Raw genomic sequence first — 25,184 nt, 5'->3', positions numbered from 1 at the left:
TCAACTCCAGCGGAGTGGTAAGTAGGTAATGGCATTGACCCGACCCGAGTGCACGTGCACGTCCTTGCCCTCCTCGATGCGGAAGTCGGGGATGCGCACCAGCCACTCCTCCAGCATTACCCTGAGTTGCAAGCGCGCCAGATGCGAGCCCAGGCAGCGATGAATCCCGCCGCCGAAGGTGAAATGCGCCTTGTCCTGACGGTCGAAATCCACCGTCAGCGGGTCGGGAAAACGGCGTTCGTCGAGGTTGTGTAGGGCGGTAGGTAACAGCACCAGATCGCCGCGGCGCATCGGTACGCCGAGATACTCCATGTCGTCGATCACACAGCGACCGAAGTTGGCGATCGCGTGACGGCGCAGCAGCTCGTCCACCGCATTGCCGACTGCATCGGGATCCTCGACAAGACGCCGCCGATGGGCGGGGCTTCGCGCCAGGAAGTGAATGAAGAAGCCCATGGTCGATGTAACCGTGTCCAGCCCCCCGAACATGACGTTCGCCGTCATGCTCAACACCTCCTGCTCCGTCGCACGCCGGCCGCCGACGTCTGCACCGATCATCTGGCTGATGAAGTCGTCCCGCGGCGCTAAGCGACGTTCGGCGATGCGCTCCGCGAGGTAGCCCATCATCGTCTGGATGGCGCGCATAAACGACTCAGGATCGGGGTCGCGCGTCAGCCAGTCGGCCGCCGGCAGCAGTACCGCCGCGTCCTCCCACGGCAGCTGCATTAGCGAAAGAAACACGTAGATCGGCATACGTTGCGAGAAGGCGGTACGGAACTCGCAGCCACCGTCGGCGCGAAAACCGTCGATCAGTTCGACCGCGATGGTCCGGGCCTGCTGCTCCAGGGCACGCACCTGCCTGGGACCGAAGGATGGGCTGAGCAGCGCTCGGTACGCGGTATGCTCCGGCGGATCGGCCTCGCCCGGAGCGAAGCGCATTTCGCGCGCGTCCCTGGACATCGCCACCCCCGCGTTGGAAAACCGCGCGGCATCGTGAAAGATCGCCGCGATATCGGCGGCGCGGGTGATCACCCAGTGGCCACCGTTGCGCGGCGTATAGAAGACGTCCGGCCCCTCGTGCAGACGCTTCCATCCCAGGTGAATATCGCCGTCAACCGGCGCAATGGAGAAAAAATCGAAGTCGATAATCTGCTCGCGAGCGATAGTGGGCAGCGGCGGTTCCTTGAGAAGCGCTTCGTGGTCCATTGAAGGCTCCAGATTAATACATCACAGGTAGGGCAAAGGCGCCTTACGGTAGTTCTTGTAGCTCTCGGCGTCGTGCGAGAAGAACAGTTCCGCGTCGTACTTCTCCGCCAGATCCTTCAGGCGCTGCAGCGAGGCACGCGCCTGTTCGGGATCGTGATTTCCGGCCTGGATGCACATCATGTCGAGGTTTTTCTGCGAATAGCAGGCGTCGGCGGTAAACAGCATCGGCCGCCGATTTGCAAGCGTCACCATCAGACTGTAATGCCCCGCCGTGTGCCCCAGGGTTTCGAATAGATGGATCCCCTTGGCGATTTCCTGGTCGCCACCCAGCGTTTCGAAGCGCGGAGTAAAAATATCCATCGCGCTCGCTTCCACCTTCCGAGCAGTTTCCGCCGCCCGTTCGGCGGTATCTTGCGCTTGCGCCGCCGAGTAATCGCGCCGCAGGTTAGGTGCGAAACTGGTGTCCGAGTAGCCCACCATCTCCGATTCGCTCGGGGCGCTGAAGGCCTGCAATTCGAGGTGGTGGCATACCGTCGTCGCACAAGTACAGTATTTGTTGCCGCCGCAGTGATCGAGGTGATAGTGGGAGTTGATCACGTGGGTGATCTCAGAAGGCCGCATCTTCAGCAGATCGAGCTGACCCGGCAGCGTCTGACGCTCGGTCTGCTGCGGTTTGGTGAAGGGGGCCGTCTTGCACACGTGGTCCTTGTCGAAGCCGGTATCGAACAGGAACTTGCCGTCGGGGTGATCGATGAGCACGCCATACACCGGAAAACGCTCTTCGCCCGCCAGGCCCGCCTCGAGGAACAGGTAGCTGCGATCGAGCGCCATGGTGCCGCCGTCGAGCAGGTAGACTTTTGTTTCTTTCATGGCTCTTCCCTCAACTGTTAGCCGATGTGGCGCGGATGTCCCAGCAGCGCATTGCCGCCGGTGCACGTGAAGATCTGCCCGGTTTCGAAGAATTCATCCCGCACCAGCATGAAGGCCATGGCGGCGATATCTTCGGGGCGGGCCAGCCGGCCCAGCGGGGTCTGGTCGACGAAACTCTGCTCGAAAGGCTCGGGATCCGCGCCGTAGTTGCGCATGCCCTGGCGCGACAGCCCGGTCGGAACCAGCGACGGCACGATGCCGTTGATACGCAGGCGCTTGTGCCGATACTCCAGCGCCGCCCCCCGCACCACCCGGTCGCCGGCCAGTTTAGATGCGGCGTATCCGACGATGCCCGGCATCGCGTCGTAGGCCGACAGCGACGACACGTTGACGATCGCACCGTCGTCCGCGATCACCTCGGCGGCATGCTTGATGAACATGGCCGGGCCGATGAAGTGCATTTTCGCCATGAACATCAGGTGCGCGTCGGTGAAGTCGCAAAACGGCACACGCGGTGCCACGCCGGCCACGTTGATGGCGATATCCAGACGACCATGGGTCTCGAGCGTATGCGCCACCAGTGCGGCCATCTGCTCCGAGTCGGTGATATCTGCCTCGAACGGCGTGCCTTCCAGCTGCCCGGCAAGTGACTTCAGCGTCTCGGCGCCCAATCCGGACACCACCACGGTAGCGCCTTCACGCTTTAGCCGTCGCGCGACGGCCTCGCCCATGCCCCCGACCGTGGACGCTCCCAGCACGATGGCGATCTTATTTTTCAGCTCCATGCCCTTGCCCCTTGTTCAAACCTTGCTCGGCGTGCGCTTGTGGAAGGGCTGCGGCCCGTCCGGCCACTGCCGCTGTATCGAATCGCGGCACTCGGTGTAGCGGCTCTCGACCAGTTCGCTCGAATACGGATGCGTCCAGATCAGGAACTCTTCCTGCTGGATGCCGCTTGCGACCAATTGCCCGACCATCTCGGGACTCATGCCGTACGCCTGCAACGCACTGTGATTCTGTTCGCTGCCGATGAAGGCGCTGCCCAGCTCCTGGGGTCGATTGCGCCCCGCATCCCACAGCTCGGTATTGATGATGCCCGGGCACAGCACGCTGAAGCCGATACGTTCGCCATATTCGAGCCGGAAGGCGTCGCTAAAGCCAAGCACCGCATGCTTGGTCGCGACGTAGGTCGCCACGCCCTTGGTGGGTGTTCCGACCGCGTGATGCGAGGCGGTATTGCAGATCCAGGCGCGCTCGTCGCTTTCGAGGAAGCGGCGGCCGAACGCGCGGCAGCCATTGAACACGCCGTATACATTGACCTCGAACTGCCAGCGCAGATCGTCGTCGCTGGTGTCGAAACCAGCACCGGTATTGATCACGCCCGCGTTGTTGCACAGAATCTCGACGTGCCCGAGTTCGCGCCATGCGAACTCGGCCAACTGCTCCACGGAGTCCGCCCGGCGCACATCGCACCGGAAGGGTAGAGCTTTGCCGCCCATGGCCTCGATCTCACCACACACGGCCTGCGCCCGCTCGAGCTGCACATCGGCAATGATGACGCCCTGGGCACCCGCGTCGACCAATGCGAGTGCAATCCCGCGGCCAATGCCGCTGCCGGCGCCGGTGACGACGCAGCCCTTGTTCTTAATATCCATTCTCGTCTCCTCCAGGTGCGGCTATGGCCTCAGTGCCGCATAACGAAAGGGTGGTTGGTGTCAGGCTTGCCGCAGATCCATACGGTCTTGGTCTGCTGCCACTCCTTGATCGCCGCGATACCGCCCTCACGCCCGAGGCCGCTATGTTTGTAGCCACCGAACGGCGTCGACACCCCGCCGACACGGTAGGTATTGACCCATACCGTGCCTGCCTGGAGGCGCTCCGAGGCGCGTATCATGCGGCCCATGTCGGAGGTCCAGACCCCCGCCGCCAGTCCGTAGGGCGTGTCGTTGGCGATTTCATAGGCCTCCTCCTCGGTGTCGAACGGGATGATGGACAGCACGGGACCGAACACTTCCTCGCGAGCGATGCGCATTTGATTGTTCACCCCGGTAAAGATGGTCGGGGCCACGAAACGTCCGCCCTGTGCACCCTCCCCGGTGTAAGCTCCACCGCCGAGCACGCAAGTGGCGCCTTCGCCCTTGGCGATCTCGATGTACTGCAGCACCTTGTCGAACTGGGGGGATGTGGCCACGGGTCCGACGTGTGTGGTGGCCAGCATGGGATCACCGATCCTGGCCTGCCCGGCGATCTCGACCAGTCGCTCGACGAAACGATCGTGAATGGAACGCTGCAACAGCAGCCGCGAGCCGGCGATACAGGTCTGTCCGCTCGCGGCGAAGATCCCGGCGATCGCACCGACCACGGCCGCTTCGAAATCGGCGTCTGCAAAGACGATGTTCGGCGACTTGCCACCGAGCTCGAGCGCCACATGCTTGAAATCGCACGCCGCAGCCTCGTTGATCTTGCGTCCACCCGCCTCCGAGCCGGTCATCGCGATCTTGGCGATATCTGGATGCGCCACCAGCGCCGCACCGGCCTCGTGACCGTAGCCACTGACGACATTCACCACACCAGGCGGAAAACCCGCCTGCTCGAAGAGCTCGACGAACACCAGGGTGGAGGAGGAAGTGAACTCCGAGGGCTTGATCACCACCGTGTTGCCAGCCGCCAGCGCCGTCGGCAGCTTATGGGTCAGCAACAGCAGCGGCGAATTCCACGGTGTAATCAAGCCCACGACGCCCAGGGGCTCCTGCCGGGTAAAAGTGAGCATGTCTGGCTTGCCCGTCGGGATGACCGTACCTTCGATCTTGTCTGCCATCCCGCCGTAATAGCGGAACCAGTCGGCGACCAGACGCATCTGCGGCAACATTTCCGCAAACAGCTTGCCATTGTCGCGAACTTCTGCGCCGGCCAGGCGCTCCACGTTGGCCTCGACCAGGTCGGCCATCTTCGTCAGCAGACGTCCACGCTCACTCGGCTTCAGCCCGTTCCACACCGGCAGCGCACGGCGCGCAGCGGCTACGGCAAGATCGACGTCGGCCGAGGTTCCACGCGCGATCTGCGCCCAGACTTCGCCCGTGTACGGATTGTCGGTGGGAAAATACGCCCCGCCTATGGGTTTCTCCCGGCGACCGTCTATATAGAGGTCAAACTCGGGAAGTGAAGCGGACCCGGCGGCTTCGAGAACTCGACTCATGAGGACCATCCAAAACGTTTAGAGAAAAATGCAAAGGCCACTGACGACCGAAACGGCCTCCTGAACGGTACGAATCGGGCATAAGCCTCCAGCGCCACCCTCTCAGCGTTTGCATTACGGCATCGCAAGACCAAATTAGTTGACGCATAGTCAGTTGTCAACCGATATCCGGGTGCCGGAAGCCCGCCCGGGCGATCTGCCGCCGACACCCGGCGCCAGGAAACCTTGCTTTCGAAACCGCTATCGTCTTGCACACCGCCTGCCCAGCGGAAATAGCCGAGGTCGAATCGAGCCCATGCAAGCTCATCCTCATAAGAACTACATTGCAAATTGCCGGGCAGAGCCGTGTCGACCCCCCCCCTGCGGCAGCTAAACGCAGCCAGACGGCTAAAGCGAGTGCTGTCACAGCCGCAGGGAATCCCCTCCTTGTTTGCCTGAGCAAGCGAACGCGCTATATTACCCAGCGATTGATAAGTGAATTATGGTTAGCAACGCCGGTCCTCCTTCCACCCTCCCCTATCAGACGGGCGAACATGGGTTCGAAGACCGCCAGCTAGAAGCAGCATCCCGGCAATCGTTGACCGTGTTTCTCCATTTGGCAGATGCCTGCACGCTGACTATTGACACGACGTCAACTAAAAGGCATTCACAGTGAAACTGGCAGACTTAGTTATGGAAGAGCCCAGAACGACAGCATTACCCGAGAAGAATCTTTATGGACAGAAGTTGGGCCGCAAAGGCGTAGAGACCCGCGCCCGCCTCCTGCGCGCAACGGAGAATCTGCTCGAGAAACGCTCCATCTCCGAGCTTACCATTGCCGACATCGCGGCGGCGGCAAGAACCTCCCCGGCGGCGTTCTACGTCTATTTCGAGGATGTGAATCAGGCCATCCTCGCCGCTGCGCAGACCATCGAGCAGATCACCCCTGAAATCAAGGCACTACTGAGCTCTCCGTGGACGACGGAAAACTCAAAGGACAATGCACTTGCCTTGGTAAAGGCCTACTTGGCGCTCTGGCAGGAACATCACGCCATCCTGAGGATCAGAAACCTTGCCGCCGACGAGGGCGACAAGCGCTTTGAGGATGTACGCCACGCGGCAGTAGAGCCAATTCACACTCTGTTGAGCGAGCGCATCAAAGAGGCCGATAATGGCTTCGAGCCATTGTCCGGCGCATCCGCCGTACTGGTCTTGATCGAGCGTGTCGCGGCGGTCGTTCGCTTGCCGTTACGGCGGCGGCATTCGTCCAGGACGCAGCTCATTAATTCTGCGGCACGCCTGGTCGCTCACGCATTGGCGCCTGAAGCCTCCGCAGCGGACTGATCTTGCGCCGCGTTCCGGCACCGCGACCCGGGTGCGCTACGCCAGATCGAACAGGGTGAGACGCTAGCGCCTCGCCCCTGCATACTACTTTCCACCTGGCAACCTTGCTTCCAAAAGCAGCTCAGGCCGTCCCGCTTGCGACTCGTTGCGGGCAAACAAAAAAAGGCGGCCCTGAGACCGCCCGAAAGAGTGAACGAGGAGCACGAGCGTGCACCCGGCACGCCCGCAGTTGCAGCTCAGCTCAGCATCACGCCGCCATCGACGACGATTTCCGAGCCCACGATAAAGGACGCATCGGGCGACAGCAGAAAGGACACTGCCTTGGCGATCTCGACCGGCTCACCCATGCGCTTGATCGCGGTCATCGCAGCGATGGAGTCGGTCGCGCCGGCATGCGCGCGCGTCAAAGGGGTCAGGATGGGGCCGGGCGAAACGGCGTTCACACGAATGCCACGCGCTGCGTACTCGATCGCCACCGAGCGGGTCAAGCCGAGCACGGCATGCTTGCTGGCAGTGTAGGCATCCAGCCGATTCAAGCCCAAGTGGGCATAGATAGAGGCAATATTCACGATGGCGCCACCGCCAACGCGACCGATCGCTTCCAGCTGGTACTTCATACCATAGAATACGCCATCGAGGTTGATGCCCATCACCCGACGCCAGTCCTCGACCGAGGCGTCTTGCAACGGCCCAAATGCGCCACTGATCCCGGCATTATTTACCGCATAGTGCAGCGCACCGAAAGCCTCCTCGGCCATCTTCACCATCGCCTCGCAACTGGCCGGCAGCGATACATCGGCCTGATACGCCTGCGCCACCCCGCCTTGCTCGCAGATCGCACCCGCGACGATTTCAGCCATCTCCCCCTGCACGTCAACCACCAGCACTTTGGCACCGTTCGCGGCGAGATCGTGTGCAATCGCCTCACCTATGCCACCGCCAGCTCCGGTAACCAGAGCCACCTTGCCTTCGAAGTCTCTTTTCATTGTTTTCTCCGCTCGTGAGTTGTCTGGTAATTCGCGACTGCTGGCCTGCAGCCAGCAATCGCCCTACTACTTCAGCGCAGCAATGATCTGCTCGGTGGTGCGCACGCGCCCGATCATCGGAAAGATCGTCTGAAACGCGAAGGCGTGCATCTCAGGCGAAACACTGCTGATCGCGTCTTCCGCGAACACTAGTTGGTAGCCTAGGTCATAAGCCGCCCGCGCCGTCGACTCTACCCCCATGTTAGTGGCGACTCCGGTTATCACCAGTGTCTTGATACCGCGACGGCGCAGCTGCAGATCCAGCTCGGTGCCGTAGAAGGCGTTCCACTGACGCTTGGTGAAGACGATGTCGCCACCGTTAACACTAAGATCCCCGGGCAGCTCGGCCCAGTCCGCAGGCAGCCCGCCTTCAGGCATCGGCAGCGGGCGATCTACAGGTTGAGTGAGCGCGTCGGAGAAGTCGGCGGCCCAGGCAACGCTGGACAACGCCACCGGAGCCCTGGACGAGCGAAAAGCCTCCGCCAGACGTGAACTATTGCCCAGCACGGCGGTGCCAGCATGTGGCGCCAGGGGCAACTGCAGAATGCCTTTTTGCACATCCACAACCAGGAGCGCCGCGTTTTCGAGTGTCAGACTTTCCATGAGTCACCTTCGAATCTGTTGCTGTGAAATTCAGGGATTAACCCCCCAAAGGTCACGAGATAATAACTGACGTACAATCACCTAGCAATAGCCCATAACTACAGCCATTCCCTTAGATCATTGACCTAATATCTCTCATGTGACTACTATTTTCCAAATAAAACTGACTCATGATCATTTTATATGTCGTCTCTTGCCGAACAGTCGACGCGGATCTACGCGCGATTTTCCAAGGCGATACACGCACGGCGGCCTGCTTTCTCAGGCGTGAGAGGCGCCCATCACAATAATAAGGGAGACAAGGTATGAAACCACCAGTCGGCTTCATCGGCCTGGGCAACATGGGTGAAGGCATGGCCTCGAACATTGCCCGGGCCGGCTTCGCATTGAGCGTACGCGACATACGCCAGGAGCCACTCGATCGCCTGGCGGCACTGGGTGCAACGCCAGTCGGTAGCTGCTACGAAATAGGCCAATGCTCGAACATCGTCTGCATTGCCCTGTTCGACGAGGCGCAAGTGCGACAGGCTTGTCTGCCTAATGGCGACGACCAGGGCGTTTTTGCCGGTATGGCTGCCGGCGGCATTGTGACCATTCACAGTACGGTACCGGCCGAGCTGACGCAGGAGCTGGCGCAGGCGGGCCGCGCGCGCGGCATCACGGTCATCGATGCACCGATGACCGGCGGAGGCGGCGCAGCTGCAGATGCTGGAAAGCTGACTTTCTTCCTCGGTGGCGACGAGGCCGCCATCGAGACGGCCCGCCCCGTGCTAGCCGCCATGGCACAACACCTGTTCCACGTCGGCGAGGTCGGTGCCGGCTCGACCACGAAAATCCTCAGCAACTTCCTGGCCATCTCCAATGTCTTGCTGGTACGCGAAGCTCAGCGCCTGGCGCGTAGCTGTGGCATCGATGAGGAGCGCTGGCGCTCGGTGATCAACGCGGGCGGCGTCGGCTCCAGCTGGGTCAGCAATAACTGGCACATCATCCAGGCGCAGGAGGAGGTCTACACCACTGGCGCGGCAGGAATGGTCGCGATGGCCAGCAAGGATCTTCATCTGGCACGTCAGCTGCACCAGCAACTCGGCGTAGCCATGCCCATCCTCGACCACCTGGTCGATCACGCACTGCCGGAGTTGGGAAACAATGGTCTCACACGCTAAGCAGCAGAATTCGGCCACGGCACATGCACGCTTCTGCATCGGCGTCGACGTTGGCGGGACTTTCACCGACATCGTGCTCTCCGATGGCCAGCAGGTATGGCGCGGCAAGGCGCCCTCGACGACAGGCGCACTGGGCGGGGGGGTGATTGCCGCATGCCGCCTGGTCGCCGAGCGCGCAGGCATTTCCGTCGAGTCCATGCTTTCCCGCGTCGACCGCTTCGGTCTGGGCACCACGGCCGTCACCAACGACATCGCCTCGCGCACCGGGCGCAAGGTCGGCCTGATCACGACTCGCGGCTTCGAGGACCTGATCCCCATCGCGCGGGTACGCCGTGTGCCGCGCGATGGTTGGCTGGTGCCTCCAGACGGGCTGATAGAACGTGACTGGATCGTCGGTGTCGACGAGCGCATCGATCGGGATGGCGATGTCCTGCAGACGCTCGACAGCGCCCAGGCAGTAGCGGCCGCGCAGCACCTGAAACAGGAGCTAGGCGTCGAAGCGCTCGTCGTGTCGTTTCTCTGGAGCTGCGTCAATCCCGCTCATGAGGCAGCAGCCGTCGCGGCGATTCGCGAGGCTTTGCCCGGAATGCCCGTTCTGTCGGCAGCCGCACTGTACCCGGTCGAACGCGAGTACGAGCGGACCATGTTCGCCCTGCTCAATGCCTATACGAGCGCCTCGCTCGACGGCATTGAGGAGCTGGTCGAGGAGCTCGGCCGGCTCGGATTGGCCCGGCCTCCGCTGCTGATCCACTCCGGCGGCGGATCGATCACGGTGGCAGAGGGCCGCGGTACGCCGGCGATGCTGGCCGAATCCGGGCCGGCGGCCGGGGTGGTAGGCGCACAGGCGGTGTGCCGCGCCGCCGGCGTCGCCAATGCGGTGGCCTGCGACATGGGCGGCACCTCCTTTGACATGGCTATCGTGCGCCATGGCGAACCCTTGCGCCGCACTCGCGGAGAGCTGATGGGCATCTGGACGGCCATGCCCATGGTCGATATCGAATCGGTTACCGCCGGCGGTGGCTCCCTCGCGTGGGTGGATGCCCTCGGGCTGCTGCGCGTCGGGCCGCGCTCCGCGGGCGCCTATCCCGGCCCTGCCTGCTATGGCCGCGGCGGCACCGAAGCCACCGTCACCGATGCACTGGTCGTTCTCGGCTACATCGACCCCAGCCGTTTTCTCGGTGGCGACATGGGCCTGGACAGGGCCGCCGCGCTGCAGGCCTGCGCGCGGCTGGGCGAACAACTCGGTTCGGATGCGATGCAGACGGCCTGGGGCATCTACGAGATTGCCAAAGTCGAAATGGTGCGCGCCTTGCGTGCGCAGTTCGCGCAGAAGGGCCTCGATGCCACGGAACACGCAATCGTCAGCATGGGCGGCTGTGGCGGCCTGTTCAACGCCTCGATCGCCCAGGAACTGGGGATACGCCGTGTACTGGTGCCGGAGCTGACCTCGGTTCTGTCGGCCTTTGGCGCGGCCAACGCCGACATTCGCCGCGAACGCAGCCGCAGCATCAGCCTGCTACTGCCCTGCCCGGCCGAAACCGTGCAAGCGCGACTGGACGAACTGCGACAGGCCGTTCTGGCCGACCTGTCCGCCGACGGCGTCGCCGACGACGATCGCTCGGTCACCCTGGAGGCAGATCTGCGGTTCATGCGTCAGCAATGGGAACTGCCGGTCGCCTGTTCGAGCGGCCTCGATACGGCCGAGCAGCAGCGCATCATCGAAGAATTCAAGGCCGAGTATGGTCGGCGCTACGGACAGGGCGCATTGGTCAGCGGTACGCCGGTAGAACTCGTCGCCCTGCGGGCCATCGGTTGCGGGCGCACCGTACGTGCCGACCTCACCGCCCAGGAACCGCAGCGCACTGCCGGTGACGGAACCCCGCTGAGCGGACTGCGCACACTCTACCTGGACGCGGCGCGACCGGCCTTCGAGGTCCAGGTCGTCGACGGCAGCGCACTACAACCCGGCCACACCGTCGAAGGGCCCGCCCTTGTCGATAGCAGTGACACCACCCTATGGATTCCCCAAGGGGTGCGGGCGATCGTCGATGCCTATCGCACTCTGAACCTGGAGATACTCCAATGAATCAGGCTACCGATTTTGAATTCGACGCCATCGCGATGGAAGTACTGCGTACCCGCCTCGAGGCGATGGCGGAGGAAGGCGCCCTTACCATCGAGCGCACTGCGTGCTCGCCCACCATTGCCGAGTCGCGCGACTGCTCGTGTTCGCTGCTCGACGCAGAAGGCCACCTGATCGTCGGCGGCGGCGCCATCGCACATCACTTCGGCGCCTGCAGCCATGCCGTGCAATACACCCTGCAACATTTTCGCGACAGCATCGCGCCGGGCGATGTCTTCATTGCCAACGACCCGCACAACGGTGGCGGCCTGCACTACATGGATGTGGTGGTGCAGCGACCGATCTTCCATGAGGGACGGCTCGTCGCCTGGGTCGCAAACTCGGGCCACATGATCGATGTGGGCGGCATGGCCTTCGGATCATGGTCGCCCGCAGCAACCGAGTGTTACCAGGAAGCCCTGCGACTGCCTCCCGTGCGCCTGTTCCGTAAAGGCGAGGAGATGCACGACATCTGGGCCGTGATCCGCAACAACGTCCGCGTGCCACAGCTGCTCGAGATGGATATCCGCAGCCTCGTGGCCGGCTGCCAAGTGGTGAACGACAAGGTGCTGTCGCTGGTGCAGCCCTGGGGCAGCGAGCGCTTCCTCGCCGCGGTTCAGGCCTTGCGCAATGTCGTCTCGCGCGAGCTGCGGCGGCGCATCGGCCTGCTGGCAGACGGGGTCTATTACATGACCACCTGGACCGAGTGGAATGAGGAGCGCTACCCGGTGCCCTGCCAGCTGACCATCGAAGGCGAACGTATGCTGCTCGATTTCGAGGGCGCCGCCCCCCAGTGCGATCACTTCTTCAACTCCAAACCCCACGTGATCCAGGCCATCGTGGTCAGCGACGTCACCGACGTGCTGACCCATGATCTGCCTCTGTCGGCCGCCATGTTCGATATAATCGAGCTTCGCTGCCCCCCGGGCACCGTGGTCAATGCCGCGCCGCCAGCCCCGACGGCCTCGGCCCACTTCGACGTCGCACTGAATGCCAGCATGGCGGCGCAGCAGTGCCTGATGATGGCCATCTGCGCGTCGGGCGAGGATGCCCCCGGTCGACACCTCTTGTCTGGCCCGGTCTCGCCTTCGTGCATGGGCTTGCATACTTGGTCATATCAACAGCAAGGCGGTGGACACGACGGCTGGTTAATGCTCGACGGCGCCCTGGCCGGCGGTTCGGCCGGACATGATCGCGACGGCTACGACCTGTTCAGCTTCATGGTCGCACGCAAGGCGATCATCGAGGCCGTGGACGTGGAATCGTTCGAGTCGCGCTATCCGGCCTTGGTGCTGGAGAAGTGTCCGCGTACCGGCGCCGAAGGAGCCGGCCGCTATCGTGCAGGCGCGGGGTGCAACATGAGCTACAAGCCCCACAAGACCTCTTCCTGGACCGGCGTCATGCTCGGCATGCGGGAACACCTGCCACTGCTGGGTTTCGCCGGCGGTCGTCCGGGGGCGACCACGCAGTTTAGGGTGCAGCGCGGACAGGGCCCGTTCGAGGCCGTTTCCGGGCACGCGGATGGCCTGGTGGTGAACGACACGGACATCTTCGAGTTCAGCCTCGGCTCCGGCGGCGGTTTCGGCGATCCCCTGGATCGCACTCCCGAGGCCGTGGCACGCGACGTACGCCAGTCGCGGCTGACGGTCGACGAGGCGCACGCCGTGTACGGGGTCGTGCTTGCGCATGACGGCATGCCCGATGACGCGCAGACGCGCGACTGCCGCGAGTCCCTGCGCCAGGCCCGACTGCAACGAGCGCTGCCCGCCCGCAAGCCCCTCAACCAGCGCGAGATACTGGCGCCGCAGCTCAGGGGACAGGGCCGGACGATCTATCCGGGCGTCGAGCACCACAACGGCGTCGCCTACGCGAGCGACAGCGGTACACCGCTCGCCGATGCCCCCGACACTTGGATCGACGGCTGCCCCTGCCTGGAGGAACAGCTCGATGGCGCAGTGGTTTTACGCACCTACCTCGATCCCGCCAACGGGCGCGCTCTGCTGGTAGACGCCGCCCCGCCGGGCGAGCCCTGCACGCTGGGAAGTCGTCCACGCCACTGGGAAAGGTCTGCCGCAGACTGATCCGTTAGCTACTCATCCTGGAGGCCGCGATATTGGGTGGCCTCCACCGCCAACCCCGCGCTCTGACCAGGGCTCGCTTCCGTTGAGGGGGCGGGCCTTGGGCTGCAAGCCGGCCGGCGACTTTGCTCAACGGCAAATGCAGGGGTCGTCAGTGGAACTGACCGCCACCGGCGTGCTTGATCACACAGATATCGATCGAGCGGCAATCTGGTGGGGAGCGGTGCAGGAATATCAGGAAGCTCGTACATCCCGCCCGCACGGCACGCAAGCAAGGCGTCGGCGGGCGGGTCTCTTCTGGCATCGCACGCCCGGGCGCGGCGGTAGTCCTCCTCGACCGAGCCGTTGGCCGCAAAACACAATGCCGCCGCCACGACGGCAAGCGCAATTACCGACAGCAGCGAATAGCGAATCGCCTCGACACCGAAGCGTGGACTGAGCACATCGTTCAAGGCGCCCACTACCAGCGGCCCTAGTCCGTAGCCGATCATGTTGATGAAGAACGAGATCAGCGCGGATGCAAGCCCCCGCATCCTTGGTTTGGCCAGTGTCTAAGTCATGGAGTGGATCGGCGACGCCCAGGTCGACAGCAGGCCGATGGCCGGGCAATAGAACACGAACGACTGGCGTGGATCGGGCACCAGGAGCGCCAGGGCGAAGAAGGGAATCGCCAGCAGCATACCCACACCCGGGATGCGCATGTACCAGCGGATGTTGCGACGGCCGAGCCAGTCGGCGAGCATGCCGCTGCCAATGGTACAGAGCAACAAACCCACAGCAGAAGCACTGCCGAGCATGATTCCCACATCCTTCGGACTCATGTGGAGAATACGCAGAAAGAAAGTGGCGGCACATCCGTGGATGGCGTAGTTCACGAGCGCACAACTGGACGCGGTGCACACCAGGAACCGGAACGTGGGCATGGCGGTCAGCCGGCGCAGGGTGTCCTTCCATGAAGGGGCATCCGCGTCTGGCATGCCTTCCGACAAGCCGCGCGGTGGATCGGCGATCGCATAGCGCACCACCAGCGCCAGCGCCTCGCCAGGCAGGCAGGCAGGCAGGCCGACCATAAGGAAAACCGTTCGCCATTCGAAGTGCGAACTGAGCCATCCACCGAGGAACAAACCCAGGCCGATTCCGATAGAGGCGGTGGCGTTGAAGAAGCCGATCGCCGTCGCGCGGTGCGTCAGCGGATAGAGGTCGGCGATCATCGAATGCGATGGCGGATTGCAGCCCGCCTCGGCGATCGACGCTATTCGAGAATCACGCAGGTCTCCCGCCGTTCGATCAGAAATCGCTGCCACCGTCGATATTGATGGTGGCACCGGTCACGTAGGACGCCCGCTCGGAAAGCAGGAAGGCGATCACGTCGGCGAACTCGCGGTGCTGACCGACGCGTTCGAGTGCGACGGCCATCTGGAACTCCCGCCGCACATACTCGTAGCGCGCCCGCGCCTCGGGGACGCCGTAGCGCTCAGCCAGGACGGCGCGCGTGGCCGCGTCCTTTTCGACTACGCCCGGCGCGATGCAGTTGGCCCGGATGCCCTCCGGACCGTAGGTCTTGGCGATGTTTTTGGTGATGCTGGCGATCGCAGCCTTTGCCGCGGTATAGGCGATCAGGGCCGGCTTTTGCGCGCGGATCGAATAGGCCGAGGTGGTGACGATGCTGCCCACACCCTGTGCACGCATGGGCACGAGCGCCGCCTTGCAGGCGCGCACGGCGATCATCAGGCCGGAATCGAAGTAATGCTGCCAGGCGCTAGGGTCCATTTCATGCAACGATCCCCGCGGCCCCATCGGTCCGGCAATCACCGCCAGTGAATGCAAGGCGCCGAATCGATCGAGGGTACGCGCGACCGCTTCTTCCATTGCGCCCTCGACGCTCGCATCGAGCGCCACCAGCAGCGGTGGCGCCCCGCTAGCAGGCAGGCGCGCCGCCGTCTCCTGCAACGCCGCCTCGCGCCGCCCCATCAATACGAGGTGCGCGCCTTCGGCCGCGAGCACCTCGGCCGTCGCAGCACCGATGCCACTGCCGGCGCCCACCACGAGCACGACTCGATCGCGCAGTCCGAGATCCATGTCGGGCTCAGATCTTCAGGATCTGTCCGCCATCCACACACCAGGTCTGGCCCGTAATCCAGCTGGCGTCGTCGGACAACAGGAACAGGCAGGCTTTGACGATGTCGTCGGTCTGGCCGATACGCTTGAGCGGCAATGAAGAAAGCAGGCTTTGCAGACGCTCGGCAGGAACACTGGTCTGCGTCGCCATGGTGTCGGTAGGGCCGGGAGCTATGCCGTTGATGCGAATGCTCAGCGGTCCGAGCTCCTTGGCCAGCCCAATCGTCAGGGCATTCAGTCCGGTCTTGGCGATGCTGTAGTAGTTACCCGCCAGGTAGGCGGCGGTCGACGACTGATTGACGATGGCGCCGCCTCCGCGCTTGACCATGTGCTCGTACACGGCACGCGTGACGATCAGGGCGCCATTCATGTTCACTTCCATGAAGCGCTGGTAGTAAGCGTAGTCCACTTTCAGCAGGCCTTCGCGGCGCATGCCGGCGAAGATTGCGGCGTTATTGATCAACAGGTCGATGCCGCCGAAGTGCTCCACCGTCTGCACGGCGAGCGCTTCGGTCGAGGATGGCGAAGAGACATCGGTGCGCACGAACAAGGCCCGCCCACCCGCGCTTTCGATTTCCCCTGCGACGCGCTCGCCGTTGCCGGCGTCGATCTCGGCGATCACCACCGCCGCACCTTCGGCGGCAAGTGCCTTGGCATAGGCTTCGCCGATGCCCTGTCCGGCCCCGGTGACAATCGCAACCTTGTTCTGAAAACGCATGAAGTAACTCCTTCAGTTCGACAGTTCGACGGATGCCCTGCACGGCTCAAGCCGGGCGCAGCTCCATCATGGTAAGCCGTGCTTCTCGCGGCAGGCAGAGCATGTCGAGCACCGCCCGCGCCGTGATCAACGGCGAAATGGCCTCGCCGGATGACGCGTCGTGACCGCTCGCCCGCGCCTCGGCACGAAAACGTTCCCTAGTCTCCGGCGACCAGCTACGGTGAAAACCGCTTTCGCTCAAGCGGCCAGAACGCAGTACGCCGACCCGAATGCCGTCGGCACGCAGTTCTTCGCGCAAGCCCTGGGAAAGGGTCTCGAGTGCGCTCTTGGTGGCGGCGTAAACCGACAGATAAGGATAGGGCGCGCACACCGACTCGGAACTGATGTTGACTACGTCGCCGCCGCCACGGGTCCGCATGCTCCTGGTGGCCTCACGGATGCAGTAGATCGGCCCTAGTACGTTAGCGGCCACCTCCAGTTGCAGGAGACGGTCGTCTGCTTCCGCGATCTTCTGCGGGTGACCGAGGGCTGCATTGTTGACCAAGATGTCCACGCCGCCGAAGTGCTCGCCCACGCGGGCGAAGGCAGCACGTACGGCCTCGGGATCGCTAAGGTCGGCGGGCAACGCCAGGGCGCGCACGCCCAATGCCGCTGCGGCCGCCGTGAGATCGTCACTGGCGCGCGCGACCAGGCCGACACATGCCCCCTCCTCCACCAACAGCTCGCTGATCCGCCGGCCAAGCCCGCGCGAGGCACCGGTTACAATGGCGACCTTGCCCGCTAGCCTGCCGCTCATGATGTCGCCTGGCGGCGATCGGCGACGCGCGCCTCGCCATTCAGGGGTATGCAACTGCCACTCATCAGCGACGCTGCGTCGGCGCCGAGCAGCACCATCAGCTCGGCAATCGCCGCGGGCGGCGTCCATTGGCTAAAGTCGGCGTCCGGCATATCGACGCGGTTCTTTGGGGTATCGATGATCGTCGGCATCAGGCACAGTACATTGACGCCAGTGCCGCGCAGCTCCTCCGCCATGCTTTCGCTGAGCCGCATTACGGCACTCTTGGCCGCCGCATAGGCGCTGACATGGGCATGACCTTGCACATGGGCGGCAGCGCCGATAGTGAAGATGTTGCCGCGACCCTGAGCGATCATGCCCGGAACCACGGCCCCGACCGCGTTGACCACAGTCGTGGCATTGACTTGGAACTGTTGCAGCCAGGCGTCGCGGCGCATCTCGTGGACCGGCTCGCCGTAGTAGAAGCTGCCGGCGATGTTGCAGAGCACATCGATGCGCCCATGCAGTTCGACGGCCTTGGCGACCGCCGCGGCGACGGACGCCTCATTGAGGAGGTCGGCCTGCAACAAGGTCTTGTTGGCCGCGGGGGTGGGATACGCCGACTGCAGGGTCGCCGCATCGACGTCCAGTAAGACCAGCGTCGCCCCGGAGCGCTGGTAAGCCGCGGCAACTTCACGACCCAGCGCACCGGCCGCACCGGTAATCATCACGACATTCTCAGACAAAGGCATAAGCCATCCTCTCTGGCGCTGTGCGCCCATTAGGGTTGAAGGTATTGCCCCGCACTCCATAGGCACACTAGCCAAACAAGGCGCCGATCGAGGCTCAGCGGCGAACACCAAGGAGGCTGAATATAACTGATGAATAGTCATCTTTAAAGCCTTCACAGCGCTCGACCGTACCCACCTCCCGCCTACTCCCGCGTCAACAACACGCAGCCGGCCAGGGGGCCGCCTCCCGCCGCGGTAACGGCGACCTCCGGATCGCCCGCCACCTGTCGATCTCCACCTTCGCCCCAGAGCTGCTGGCACGACTCAATCAGCAATCCGAAGCCATGCAGACGCCCCGCCGATAGCTGCCCGCCGCCGGTGTTGAGCGGCAGCTCACCCTCAAGCCCGATGCGCTGCCCGCCCTCGACGAATGCGCCCGCCTCGCCCCGACCGCAAAAGCCCAAGGCCTCCAGCCAGACCAGCGTAAGGATGCTGAATCCATCGTAGAGATTGGCCACGTCAACGTCTTGCGGCCGCAGATCGGTGCGCTGCCAGAGTCGCCGACCTGCGTCGCGCGCCGCCATGGTGGTGATATCGTCGAACTGATCCCAACTGTTGCGCCCATACAGGGCGCCGCTCATCGCCTCGATTCGCAACGGCGGCTTGCGCAAGTCCCGGGCCGCTTCGTAGTTGGACACGATGATCACCGACGCGCCGTCGATCGGCGCGTCGCAGTCGTACAGACACAGCGGCTCGGTCACCATGCGAGCCTGCAGGTAGTCGTCGAGACTCAAGGGATCGCGGTACAGGGCACGGGGATTTAGCATCGCATTGCGGCGCCCATTCACGGCGACCGCGCCGAGCTGCTCGCGGGTCAGACCGAACTCGTGCATGTGCCGCGCGGCCACCAGCGCGATCGGATGTGCCGCGGAGAGCCCATTGAAGGGGCGGACCCAGCTCATCAGACCGTCCACGCGCGACGCGGACTTAGGGCCGGGCGCCGAGGTCTTGCCCCTCGCCTTGACCTGTTCGCTGTACTGGGTCAGCGTGCGAAAACACAGAACATGGCGCGCCTGCCCGGTGGCCACGGCCATCGCCGCATTCATGACGGCACTGAGCTGCCCGGGCGCCTCGGGCGAGGCGCAGAACCAGTTCAACTCCAGCCCCAGCGCCTCCTTAACCTCACGCAACGACACCGGCGCCATGCCCGGAGTCGACGACATGCCCGGCCAGGAGCTAAGCCCGTCAATGTCCTTGCTTGTCAGTCCTGCGTCGGCCAAAGCCTCGAAGGCCGCATCCAGAGTTAACTCCAGCGCGCTACGACCAGCCTGCCGCGATGGTCCGGCAATACCTACACCGGAAATGGCAGCGCGGCGCTCACCAAGGAGTTCCATAATGGCTTCCCTCTATAGTTGATACGTCATCATTTATTGGCTATTCTACGCCGAGATTAGTCGTGCGGTAATTTTTTTGTAGCCGCAGCCGACGTGCACAGGGCGATCCATTGCGACCAGCAAGGAGACAGGCATCATGCAAGACCAATCCACCCCACGAACCAGCGAGCCGGCTGCGATTCCTAGTCATGTACCGCGTGAGCTCGTCGTCGATTTCGACTTTCGCACGGGCTTGAGCGATCGACCCCACGAAACGGTCGCAGCGCTGCACAACGGACCGCGCATCATCTACTCGCCGGTCAACCATCATTTGAAGGCTGGCCACGGCACCTGGATCCCCACCTGGGCGGAAGACATTCGCAAGGTGCTTCAGGACGCCGAGACCTTCTCCAGCAAAGTAGTACGCTCCAACTCCGACCTCACCCTGATTCCCCTGGAGCTGGACCCGCCGATGCATGGCGGCTTCCGCACACTGATGAATCCGCTGTTCTCGCCAGCACGCATGAAAGCGCTGGAAGAAAAGATCCGCGAACGCGCCCGTAACCTGGCCGAGAACTGCCGTGACAACGGCGGCTGCGAGTTCATCGCAGACTTCGCGCGGCCCCTGCCAGTGGGCATCTTCATCGATCTGATGGGGCTGCCTGCGGACAACCTCGAGCGCTTCATGGCCTGGGAGGAGCTGATCATTCGGGACATGCACTCGCGGGCGCGAGCCATGCAGGAAGTTGCAAGCTATCTAAAGGAACTGATCGCCGCGCGTCGCAAGAACCCGACTGGCGACCTGATTTCGTTCGCCGTCCAAGGCCAGGTCGACGGCCGCCCGCTCGACGACAGCGAAATCCTCGGCATCTGCGTTCTGCTGTTCATGGCCGGCCTCGACACCGTGACGAGCTCACTCAGCTTTCAGTTCCGCCACCTTGCCGAGCATCCGGATGAGCAGGAGCGGCTGCGCCAGGACTTCTCGATCATCCCTGCGGCGGTCGAGGAAATGTTCCGGGCTTACGCGGTGGTGAACACGACGCGTTATGCGACGAGGGACGTCGAACTGGCCGGAGTGACGATCAAGAAGGGCGACAACGTCACCTGCTCCACCATTCTCGCCTGCCGCGATCCGCGCGAGTTCGAGAACCCCAACCTGGTCGATTTCGATCGCAGTGGCAACGCGCACAATGCCTTCTCCTACGGCCCCCACCGCTGCATAGGCTCGCACCTGGCGCGGCGCGAACTGGTCGTCGGCATGGAAGAATGGCTGAAGGTGATTCCGACTTTCCGCGTCGCACCCGATGCGCAGCTGGTTGCCAGCGGCGGCGGCGTCTTCGCCCTAGAAACCCTGCCGCTGCTATGGTGAGCGGAGCCTCCGTACCCGGCGACGGAGCAACCCTTCAGTCCGGCATGCTGGCAGGCTGGGGGCTGCGGCTCGCCGCCGACGTCGGCGGACCGGAGCATGCCCCATACGCCGTCCTTGTCCCTGGTGCCGGTCAGACCCGCCGCGCCTGGGCCGCGACCGCACACCGGCTGAGCCAGACCGGCTACCGCGTGCTGTCGCTCGACCTCCGCGGCCATGGTGGCAGCGACTGGGCCGCCGACGGCGATTACGGTATCGATGCCTTCGTCGCCGATATCGAGACCGTGCTTGCCAGCCTGGCGGCGCCGGCGGTCCTGGTCGGCGCCTCGATCGGCGGCATCGCCGCACTGATTGCGGCAGCTGGGTCTTCGGCAGCCCGGGTCGCGGGCCTGGTTCTGGTCGATGTGGTGCCGCATATGCAGCCGCAGGGCCTTCAGCGCATCCGCGACTTCATGTCGGCCCACGCCGACGGGTTCGCCAGCCTCGAGGAGGCGGCCGACGCCGTCGCCGCGTTTTTACCGGACCGGCCACGCCCCGCCAACAGCCAAGGCTTGCTCAACAGCCTGCGCCAGTGCGACGACGGGCGGTTACGTTGGCATTGGGACCCCGCTTTCCACGCGGGTTCTGCCGGCCGCAGCGGCATGTTCGAGCGTATGGAAGCCGCGGCCGCCAAGGTGGTCGCGCCTACCCTGTTGATCAGCGGCAAGCGTAGCGACGTGGTCAGCCGCGAAGGCGCGCAAAAGCTGCTTTCGATGATCCCGCACGCCCGCTGGATCGATGTCGAAGACGCCGCCCATATGGTGGCAGGCGACAGCAATGAGGTCTTCCAGGCCGCACTTGAAGACTTCTTGCAGACCCTCCCGCCCTCCTCGTCGAGTCGCTTCCAGCGACAGCAGGGTCGATCATGACATTCAGTTCCGAAGCATTCGAGCCGCTACTGGCCTGGCGCGGACGGCGCGAACAGCGCACCGAGATGCTCGCGGCATTCCCGGCCCAGGCCCTGTCAGCGACGCTCGACCGCGACAACGCAACGGTTGAAACCGGTGCCGCCCTGCCCCCAGGCTATCAATGGCTGTACTTTCTGCCGCTAGCCGCCATGGCGCAGGTCGGCGCAGACGGGCACCCCGCACGCGGCGGCTTCCTGCCGCCGGTGCCCCTGCCGCGGCGCATGTGGGCCGCCGGCCGGCTCAGCTTTCATAGCCCTTTGCAGATCGACGAACGCGTCACCCGCGAGTCGGAGATCATCGACATCCGCATGAAGACAGGCCGCAGTGGCCCTCTGGTGTTCGTCACCGTGGAGCATCGCTACCTAGGCAGCGATGAGAGGTTGGCCATCGTCGAACAGCAGGACATCGTCTACCGCGAGCCAGCGGCGGGCGAGCAGCCTGCCGTACAGCAGTCCAGCGCAGCACCGGCCTCGGCGTCGGCGACCTGGTGCCGACAACTCACGGCCGATCCGGTGCTGCTGTTTCGCTATTCGGCACTCACCTTCAACGGTCACCGCATTCATTACGACCGCCCCTATGCCACCGAAGTCGAGGGCTATGCCGGGCTGGTCGTGCACGGGCCCCTGGTAGCGACGCTGCTGCTCGATCTGGTGCGGCGCAAGCGTCCCGATGCACAGATCGCGCACTTCGAGTTTCGCGCCATGAAACCGCTGCTCGACGGAGCGGCATTCCAGCTATGCGGAGAGCCGGCCACGGATGGAAACAGCATCAAGCTGTGGGCCGAGGACGCCGGTGGCGTGGTGACCATGTTGGCCACGGCAACGCTGGCCTGAATCTACCGCTATCAATCTAGAGAGGCCGACAAGTGCTGAGCCATACCAACGACCGCTACCAAGACATCCGCGACGGTGTCCGCGCCCTGTGCGCCGAGTTTCCGGATGCCTATTTTCGCAAGATAGACGAAGATCGCGCCTATCCCGAAGTCTTCGTCGAGGCCCTAACCAAGGCCGGATGGATGGCTGCCTTGATCCCCGAGGAATTCGGCGGCGCCGGACTGGGCCTCGCCGAAGCCTCGGTGATCATGGAGGAGATCAACCGTTCTGGCGGCAACTCCGGTGCTTGCCACGGGCAGATGTACAACATGAACACCCTGCTGCGCCACGGTTCCCAGGCGCAGAAGGAGTTCTATCTGCCCAAGATCGCCAGCGGCGAGTGGCGCTTGCAATCGATGGGTGTGACCGAACCCAGCACCGGCACCGACACGACCAAGATCAAGACCAGCGCGGTCAAGAAGGGTGACCGCTACGTGGTCAACGGGCAGAAGGTCTGGATTTCCCGGGTTCAGCATTCGGATTGGATGATCCTGCTCGCACGCACCACCCCGCTTGCGGAAGTCAAGAAGAAGACCGAAGGGCTATCGATCTTCATGGTGGATCTGCGCGCCGCCGAGAAATCCGGCATGACCGTGCGACCGATCCCCAACATGGTCAACCATGAGACCAACGAACTGTTCTTCGAGAACCTCGAGATTCCCGAGGAAAACCTGATCGGCACCGAAGGCCAGGGTTTCAAGTACATCCTCGACGGACTGAACGCCGAACGCACTCTGATCGCGGCCGAATGCATCGGCGACGGCTACTGGTTCATCGACCGGGTGACCAAATACGTCAATGAGCGCATCGTGTTCGGCCGGCCCATCGGCCAGAACCAGGGGGTGCAGTTCCCCATCGCCGAGAGCTACATCGAGGTCGAAGCGGCCAATTTGATGAGGTGGAAAGCCTGCGAATTGTTCGACGCCCAGCAAGCCTGCGGCGCCCAGGCCAACATGGCCAAGTATCTGGCCGCCAAGGCATCCTGGGAGGCGGCCAACGCCTGTATTCAGTTCCACGGCGGCTTCGGTTTCGCCAATGAATACGACGTCGAGCGCAAGTTCCGCGAGACGCGCCTGTACCAGGTGGCGCCCATCTCCACTAACCTGATCCTGTCGTACGTCGCCGAGCATCTGCTTGGCATGCCGCGCTCGTTCTGACCATGCGCTCGATACTCTTCGTCCCCGGCGATCGCCCGGAGCGTTTCGACAAGGCCTGCGCCTGCGGCGCCGGCGCAGTCATCATCGACCTCGAGGACGCGGTCGCCCCTGCCGACAAGGCGCGGGCACGCGATGCCTTGGCCGACTGGCTGCAGCCGGAGCGCGCAGTGCTGGTGCGCATCAACGCCGCGGGTACGCCCTGGTTCGACGACGACCTGGCCCTGCTCGCCCACGTCAGCGGTGTCGCGGGCATCGTCCTGCCCAAGGCCGAATGCCCCGAGGAAGTCGCCGCAGTCGCCACGTGCGCGCCGGTGTTCCCGTTGATCGAGAGCGCCTTCGGCTTGAGCCAGGTCCTGTCGATCGGCAAAGTCGCCGGTATTCGGCGCCTGATATTCGGCTCCGTCGACTTCCAACTCGATCTGGGGATCAGGGGCGACGGCCCGGAACTGTCGTTCTTCCGCTCGCAACTAGTATGGATGTCGCGATTGGCCGGCCTCGCCGCGCCGATCGACGGAGTCACCACCATCCTCGACGATACCGAGCAATTGGCCCAGGACGCGCAGCGGTCACGAGCCATGGGCTTCGGCGGCAAACTGTGCATACACCCCAGGCAGGTGTCTGTGGTCAACCAGGCCTTCGCGCCCACTGCGGAAGAAGAAGCATGGGCACGGCGCGTGCTGGCCGCGGCCTCATCCGAAGAGGGGGCGGTCCGCCTGGACGGCCAAATGATCGACCGGCCGGTGGTCCTGCGGGCCCAGGCAATCATCAACGAAATCGCAGCAAGAGGAATCCAATGAAAGTTCTTGTCGCCGTAAAGCGCGTCATCGATTTCAACGTCAAGGTGCGCGTGAAGCCGGACAGCACCGGCGTGGATCTCGCCAACATCAAGATGAGCATCAACCCCTTCGACGAGATCGCCGTCGAGGAAGCGGTGCGCCTCAAGGAACAGGGCTTGGCCAGCGAGGTGGTCGTCGTCTCGTGCGGTTCCACCCAGAGCCAGGAAACCCTGCGCGCCGCGATGGCGATCGGTGCCGATCGAGCCATCCTGGTGGAGACCGACGCTGAACTGCAACCGCTCGCGGTGGCCAAGCTGCTGAAAGCACTGCTGGACAAGGAACAACCGCAGCTCGTCATCCTCGGCAAGCAGGCAATCGACGACGACTGCAACCAGACCGGCCAGATGCTGGCCGCCCTGGCCGCCCTGCCGCAGGCGACTTTCGCAAGCAAGGTCGAGATCGACGATGACCATGCGATCGTCACGCGCGAAGTGGACGGAGGTCTCGAGACCCTGAGGGTCAAGCTGCCCGCCGTGGTGACCAGCGACCTGCGGCTCAACGAGCCGCGCTATGCGTCTCTGCCCAATATCATGAAATCCAAGAAGAAGCCGCTCGACATCCTGAACCCGACCGACCTGGGCGTTGATGTGACACCGCGCATCAAAACCCTGAAAGTCGTCGAGCCGCCCAAGCGCAGCGGCGGCGTCAAGGTACCCGACGTCGCCACGCTGGTGACTAAGCTGAAGAACGAAGCCAAGGTAATCTGAC

The 25,184-nt window shown here is 63.6% G+C and carries 24 protein-coding genes; 10 read left to right on the top strand and 14 right to left on the bottom strand.

Annotated elements, in window-relative coordinates:
- From VCA57_RS17445 to VCA57_RS17425, 5 genes are read right to left on the bottom strand one after another with little or no spacing between them, the layout of a single operon-like run.
- Positions 1-1,206, bottom strand: a complete 1,206-nt coding sequence (locus VCA57_RS17445) for a cytochrome P450 (protein ID WP_411186338.1) — start codon at positions 1,204-1,206, stop codon at positions 1-3.
- 21 nt (positions 1,207-1,227) lie between these two features.
- A complete protein-coding gene (locus VCA57_RS17440) occupies positions 1,228-2,076 on the bottom strand; it encodes an N-acyl homoserine lactonase family protein (protein ID WP_411186337.1) in 849 nt (282 codons plus the stop codon).
- A 17-nt stretch (positions 2,077-2,093) separates the two neighbouring features.
- A complete protein-coding gene (locus VCA57_RS17435; protein ID WP_411186336.1) occupies positions 2,094-2,861 on the bottom strand; it encodes an SDR family NAD(P)-dependent oxidoreductase in 768 nt (255 codons plus the stop codon).
- 15 nt (positions 2,862-2,876) lie between these two features.
- Complete coding sequence (locus VCA57_RS17430; RefSeq protein ID WP_411186335.1) at positions 2,877-3,728, bottom strand: SDR family NAD(P)-dependent oxidoreductase; 852 nt, start codon at positions 3,726-3,728, stop codon at positions 2,877-2,879.
- A gap of 29 nt (positions 3,729-3,757) precedes the next feature.
- Positions 3,758-5,269, bottom strand: a complete 1,512-nt coding sequence (locus tag VCA57_RS17425; protein WP_411186334.1) for an aldehyde dehydrogenase — start codon at positions 5,267-5,269, stop codon at positions 3,758-3,760.
- A 651-nt stretch (positions 5,270-5,920) separates the two neighbouring features.
- Between VCA57_RS17425 and VCA57_RS17420 the strand changes: the two genes are divergently transcribed.
- Positions 5,921-6,592, top strand: coding sequence for a TetR family transcriptional regulator (locus tag VCA57_RS17420; RefSeq protein WP_411186333.1), 672 nt, complete (start codon positions 5,921-5,923; stop codon positions 6,590-6,592).
- Positions 6,593-6,828: 236 nt separating this feature from the next.
- Here the strand turns inward: VCA57_RS17420 and VCA57_RS17415 are convergent, their stop codons facing one another.
- Together VCA57_RS17415 and VCA57_RS17410 are read right to left on the bottom strand one after the other, a co-directional pair.
- Positions 6,829-7,578, bottom strand: coding sequence for an SDR family NAD(P)-dependent oxidoreductase (locus VCA57_RS17415; protein WP_411186332.1), 750 nt, complete (start codon positions 7,576-7,578; stop codon positions 6,829-6,831).
- Positions 7,579-7,644: 66 nt separating this feature from the next.
- Positions 7,645-8,220, bottom strand: coding sequence for a hydrolase (locus VCA57_RS17410; protein ID WP_411186331.1), 576 nt, complete (start codon positions 8,218-8,220; stop codon positions 7,645-7,647).
- Positions 8,221-8,525: 305 nt separating this feature from the next.
- Between VCA57_RS17410 and VCA57_RS17405 the strand changes: the two genes are divergently transcribed.
- From VCA57_RS17405 to VCA57_RS17395, 3 genes are read left to right on the top strand one after another with little or no spacing between them, the layout of a single operon-like run.
- Positions 8,526-9,383 carry an NAD(P)-dependent oxidoreductase gene (locus VCA57_RS17405; RefSeq protein ID WP_411186330.1) on the top strand — a complete coding sequence of 286 codons (858 nt, stop codon included), beginning with the start codon at positions 8,526-8,528 and terminating at the stop codon, positions 9,381-9,383.
- Entirely contained in the window at positions 9,367-11,469 is a 2,103-nt protein-coding gene (locus VCA57_RS17400; RefSeq protein ID WP_411186329.1) for a hydantoinase/oxoprolinase family protein, read from the top strand. The genes VCA57_RS17405 and VCA57_RS17400 overlap by 17 nt, the downstream gene beginning before the upstream one ends.
- Entirely contained in the window at positions 11,466-13,586 is a 2,121-nt protein-coding gene (locus VCA57_RS17395; RefSeq protein WP_411186328.1) for a hydantoinase B/oxoprolinase family protein, read from the top strand. Before VCA57_RS17400 ends, VCA57_RS17395 begins: the two co-directional genes overlap by 4 nt.
- Before the next feature lie 8 nt (positions 13,587-13,594).
- Here VCA57_RS17395 and VCA57_RS17390 read toward each other — a convergent pair whose 3' ends face one another.
- The 7 genes from VCA57_RS17390 to VCA57_RS17360 form a co-directional block, all read right to left on the bottom strand.
- Entirely contained in the window at positions 13,595-14,116 is a 522-nt protein-coding gene (locus VCA57_RS17390) for a hypothetical protein (protein WP_411186327.1), read from the bottom strand.
- A gap of 18 nt (positions 14,117-14,134) precedes the next feature.
- Positions 14,135-14,887, bottom strand: a complete 753-nt coding sequence (locus VCA57_RS17385; RefSeq protein WP_411186326.1) for an MFS transporter — start codon at positions 14,885-14,887, stop codon at positions 14,135-14,137.
- Complete coding sequence (locus tag VCA57_RS17380; RefSeq protein WP_411186325.1) at positions 14,871-15,662, bottom strand: SDR family NAD(P)-dependent oxidoreductase; 792 nt, start codon at positions 15,660-15,662, stop codon at positions 14,871-14,873. The genes VCA57_RS17385 and VCA57_RS17380 overlap by 17 nt, the downstream gene beginning before the upstream one ends.
- A gap of 7 nt (positions 15,663-15,669) precedes the next feature.
- On the bottom strand, positions 15,670-16,419 hold the full coding sequence (locus VCA57_RS17375) for an SDR family oxidoreductase (protein ID WP_411186324.1): 750 nt from the start codon (positions 16,417-16,419) through the stop codon (positions 15,670-15,672).
- A gap of 46 nt (positions 16,420-16,465) precedes the next feature.
- The gene (locus tag VCA57_RS17370) at positions 16,466-17,215 is read right to left on the bottom strand and encodes an SDR family oxidoreductase (protein WP_411186323.1); all 750 of its coding nucleotides are present in this window, start codon (positions 17,213-17,215) and stop codon (positions 16,466-16,468) included.
- Positions 17,212-17,946, bottom strand: a complete 735-nt coding sequence (locus VCA57_RS17365; RefSeq protein WP_411186322.1) for an SDR family NAD(P)-dependent oxidoreductase — start codon at positions 17,944-17,946, stop codon at positions 17,212-17,214. Before VCA57_RS17365 ends, VCA57_RS17370 begins: the two co-directional genes overlap by 4 nt.
- 182 nt (positions 17,947-18,128) lie before the next feature.
- Entirely contained in the window at positions 18,129-19,319 is a 1,191-nt protein-coding gene (locus VCA57_RS17360) for a thiolase family protein (RefSeq protein ID WP_411186321.1), read from the bottom strand.
- Positions 19,320-19,455: 136 nt separating this feature from the next.
- Between VCA57_RS17360 and VCA57_RS17355 the strand changes: the two genes are divergently transcribed.
- The 6 genes from VCA57_RS17355 to VCA57_RS17330 are packed head-to-tail and all read left to right on the top strand — an operon-like array spanning position 19,456 to position 25,183.
- Positions 19,456-20,667: a cytochrome P450 gene (locus VCA57_RS17355; protein ID WP_411186320.1), complete on the top strand. Its 1,212-nt coding sequence runs from the start codon at positions 19,456-19,458 to the stop codon at positions 20,665-20,667.
- A gap of 44 nt (positions 20,668-20,711) precedes the next feature.
- Positions 20,712-21,572, top strand: a complete 861-nt coding sequence (locus VCA57_RS17350; protein WP_411186319.1) for an alpha/beta fold hydrolase — start codon at positions 20,712-20,714, stop codon at positions 21,570-21,572.
- Entirely contained in the window at positions 21,569-22,444 is an 876-nt protein-coding gene (locus VCA57_RS17345; RefSeq protein ID WP_411186318.1) for a MaoC family dehydratase N-terminal domain-containing protein, read from the top strand. The genes VCA57_RS17350 and VCA57_RS17345 overlap by 4 nt, the downstream gene beginning before the upstream one ends.
- A 35-nt stretch (positions 22,445-22,479) precedes the next feature.
- Positions 22,480-23,640: an acyl-CoA dehydrogenase family protein gene (locus VCA57_RS17340; RefSeq protein ID WP_411186481.1), complete on the top strand. Its 1,161-nt coding sequence runs from the start codon at positions 22,480-22,482 to the stop codon at positions 23,638-23,640.
- Between the two features lie 2 nt (positions 23,641-23,642).
- Entirely contained in the window at positions 23,643-24,437 is a 795-nt protein-coding gene (locus VCA57_RS17335) for an HpcH/HpaI aldolase/citrate lyase family protein (protein ID WP_411186317.1), read from the top strand.
- Entirely contained in the window at positions 24,434-25,183 is a 750-nt protein-coding gene (locus tag VCA57_RS17330; RefSeq protein ID WP_411186316.1) for an electron transfer flavoprotein subunit beta/FixA family protein, read from the top strand. The genes VCA57_RS17335 and VCA57_RS17330 overlap by 4 nt, the downstream gene beginning before the upstream one ends.
- The last annotated feature ends 1 nt before the right edge of the window (position 25,184 follow it).

Source organism: Pseudomonas sp. (assembly GCF_046581935.1).
Lineage (GTDB): Bacteria > Pseudomonadota > Gammaproteobacteria > Pseudomonadales > Pseudomonadaceae > Aquipseudomonas.
This window is presented reverse-complemented; position numbering and strand designations above follow the sequence as displayed.

Bases quoted from the DNA above. Each gene is read 5' to 3' on its own strand.
- VCA57_RS17355 (WP_411186320.1), top strand. From the start codon at position 19,456: ATGCAAGACCAATCCACCCCACGAACCAGCGAGCCGGCTGCGATTCCT.
- VCA57_RS17390 (WP_411186327.1), bottom strand. From the start codon at position 14,116: ATGCGGGGGCTTGCATCCGCGCTGATCTCGTTCTTCATCAACATGATC.
- VCA57_RS17415 (WP_411186332.1), bottom strand. From the start codon at position 7,578: ATGAAAAGAGACTTCGAAGGCAAGGTGGCTCTGGTTACCGGAGCTGGC.
- VCA57_RS17360 (WP_411186321.1), bottom strand. From the start codon at position 19,319: ATGGAACTCCTTGGTGAGCGCCGCGCTGCCATTTCCGGTGTAGGTATT.
- VCA57_RS17370 (WP_411186323.1), bottom strand. From the start codon at position 17,215: ATGAGCGGCAGGCTAGCGGGCAAGGTCGCCATTGTAACCGGTGCCTCG.
- VCA57_RS17440 (WP_411186337.1), bottom strand. From the start codon at position 2,076: ATGAAAGAAACAAAAGTCTACCTGCTCGACGGCGGCACCATGGCGCTC.
- VCA57_RS17430 (WP_411186335.1), bottom strand. From the start codon at position 3,728: ATGGATATTAAGAACAAGGGCTGCGTCGTCACCGGCGCCGGCAGCGGC.
- VCA57_RS17345 (WP_411186318.1), top strand. From the start codon at position 21,569: ATGACATTCAGTTCCGAAGCATTCGAGCCGCTACTGGCCTGGCGCGGA.
- VCA57_RS17375 (WP_411186324.1), bottom strand. From the start codon at position 16,419: ATGCGTTTTCAGAACAAGGTTGCGATTGTCACCGGGGCCGGACAGGGC.
- VCA57_RS17350 (WP_411186319.1), top strand. From the start codon at position 20,712: ATGCTGGCAGGCTGGGGGCTGCGGCTCGCCGCCGACGTCGGCGGACCG.
- VCA57_RS17445 (WP_411186338.1), bottom strand. From the start codon at position 1,206: ATGGACCACGAAGCGCTTCTCAAGGAACCGCCGCTGCCCACTATCGCT.
- VCA57_RS17410 (WP_411186331.1), bottom strand. From the start codon at position 8,220: ATGGAAAGTCTGACACTCGAAAACGCGGCGCTCCTGGTTGTGGATGTG.
- VCA57_RS17435 (WP_411186336.1), bottom strand. From the start codon at position 2,861: ATGGAGCTGAAAAATAAGATCGCCATCGTGCTGGGAGCGTCCACGGTC.
- VCA57_RS17335 (WP_411186317.1), top strand. From the start codon at position 23,643: ATGCGCTCGATACTCTTCGTCCCCGGCGATCGCCCGGAGCGTTTCGAC.
- VCA57_RS17425 (WP_411186334.1), bottom strand. From the start codon at position 5,269: ATGAGTCGAGTTCTCGAAGCCGCCGGGTCCGCTTCACTTCCCGAGTTT.
- VCA57_RS17380 (WP_411186325.1), bottom strand. From the start codon at position 15,662: ATGGATCTCGGACTGCGCGATCGAGTCGTGCTCGTGGTGGGCGCCGGC.
- VCA57_RS17400 (WP_411186329.1), top strand. From the start codon at position 9,367: ATGGTCTCACACGCTAAGCAGCAGAATTCGGCCACGGCACATGCACGC.
- VCA57_RS17365 (WP_411186322.1), bottom strand. From the start codon at position 17,946: ATGCCTTTGTCTGAGAATGTCGTGATGATTACCGGTGCGGCCGGTGCG.
- VCA57_RS17330 (WP_411186316.1), top strand. From the start codon at position 24,434: ATGAAAGTTCTTGTCGCCGTAAAGCGCGTCATCGATTTCAACGTCAAG.
- VCA57_RS17405 (WP_411186330.1), top strand. From the start codon at position 8,526: ATGAAACCACCAGTCGGCTTCATCGGCCTGGGCAACATGGGTGAAGGC.
- VCA57_RS17395 (WP_411186328.1), top strand. From the start codon at position 11,466: ATGAATCAGGCTACCGATTTTGAATTCGACGCCATCGCGATGGAAGTA.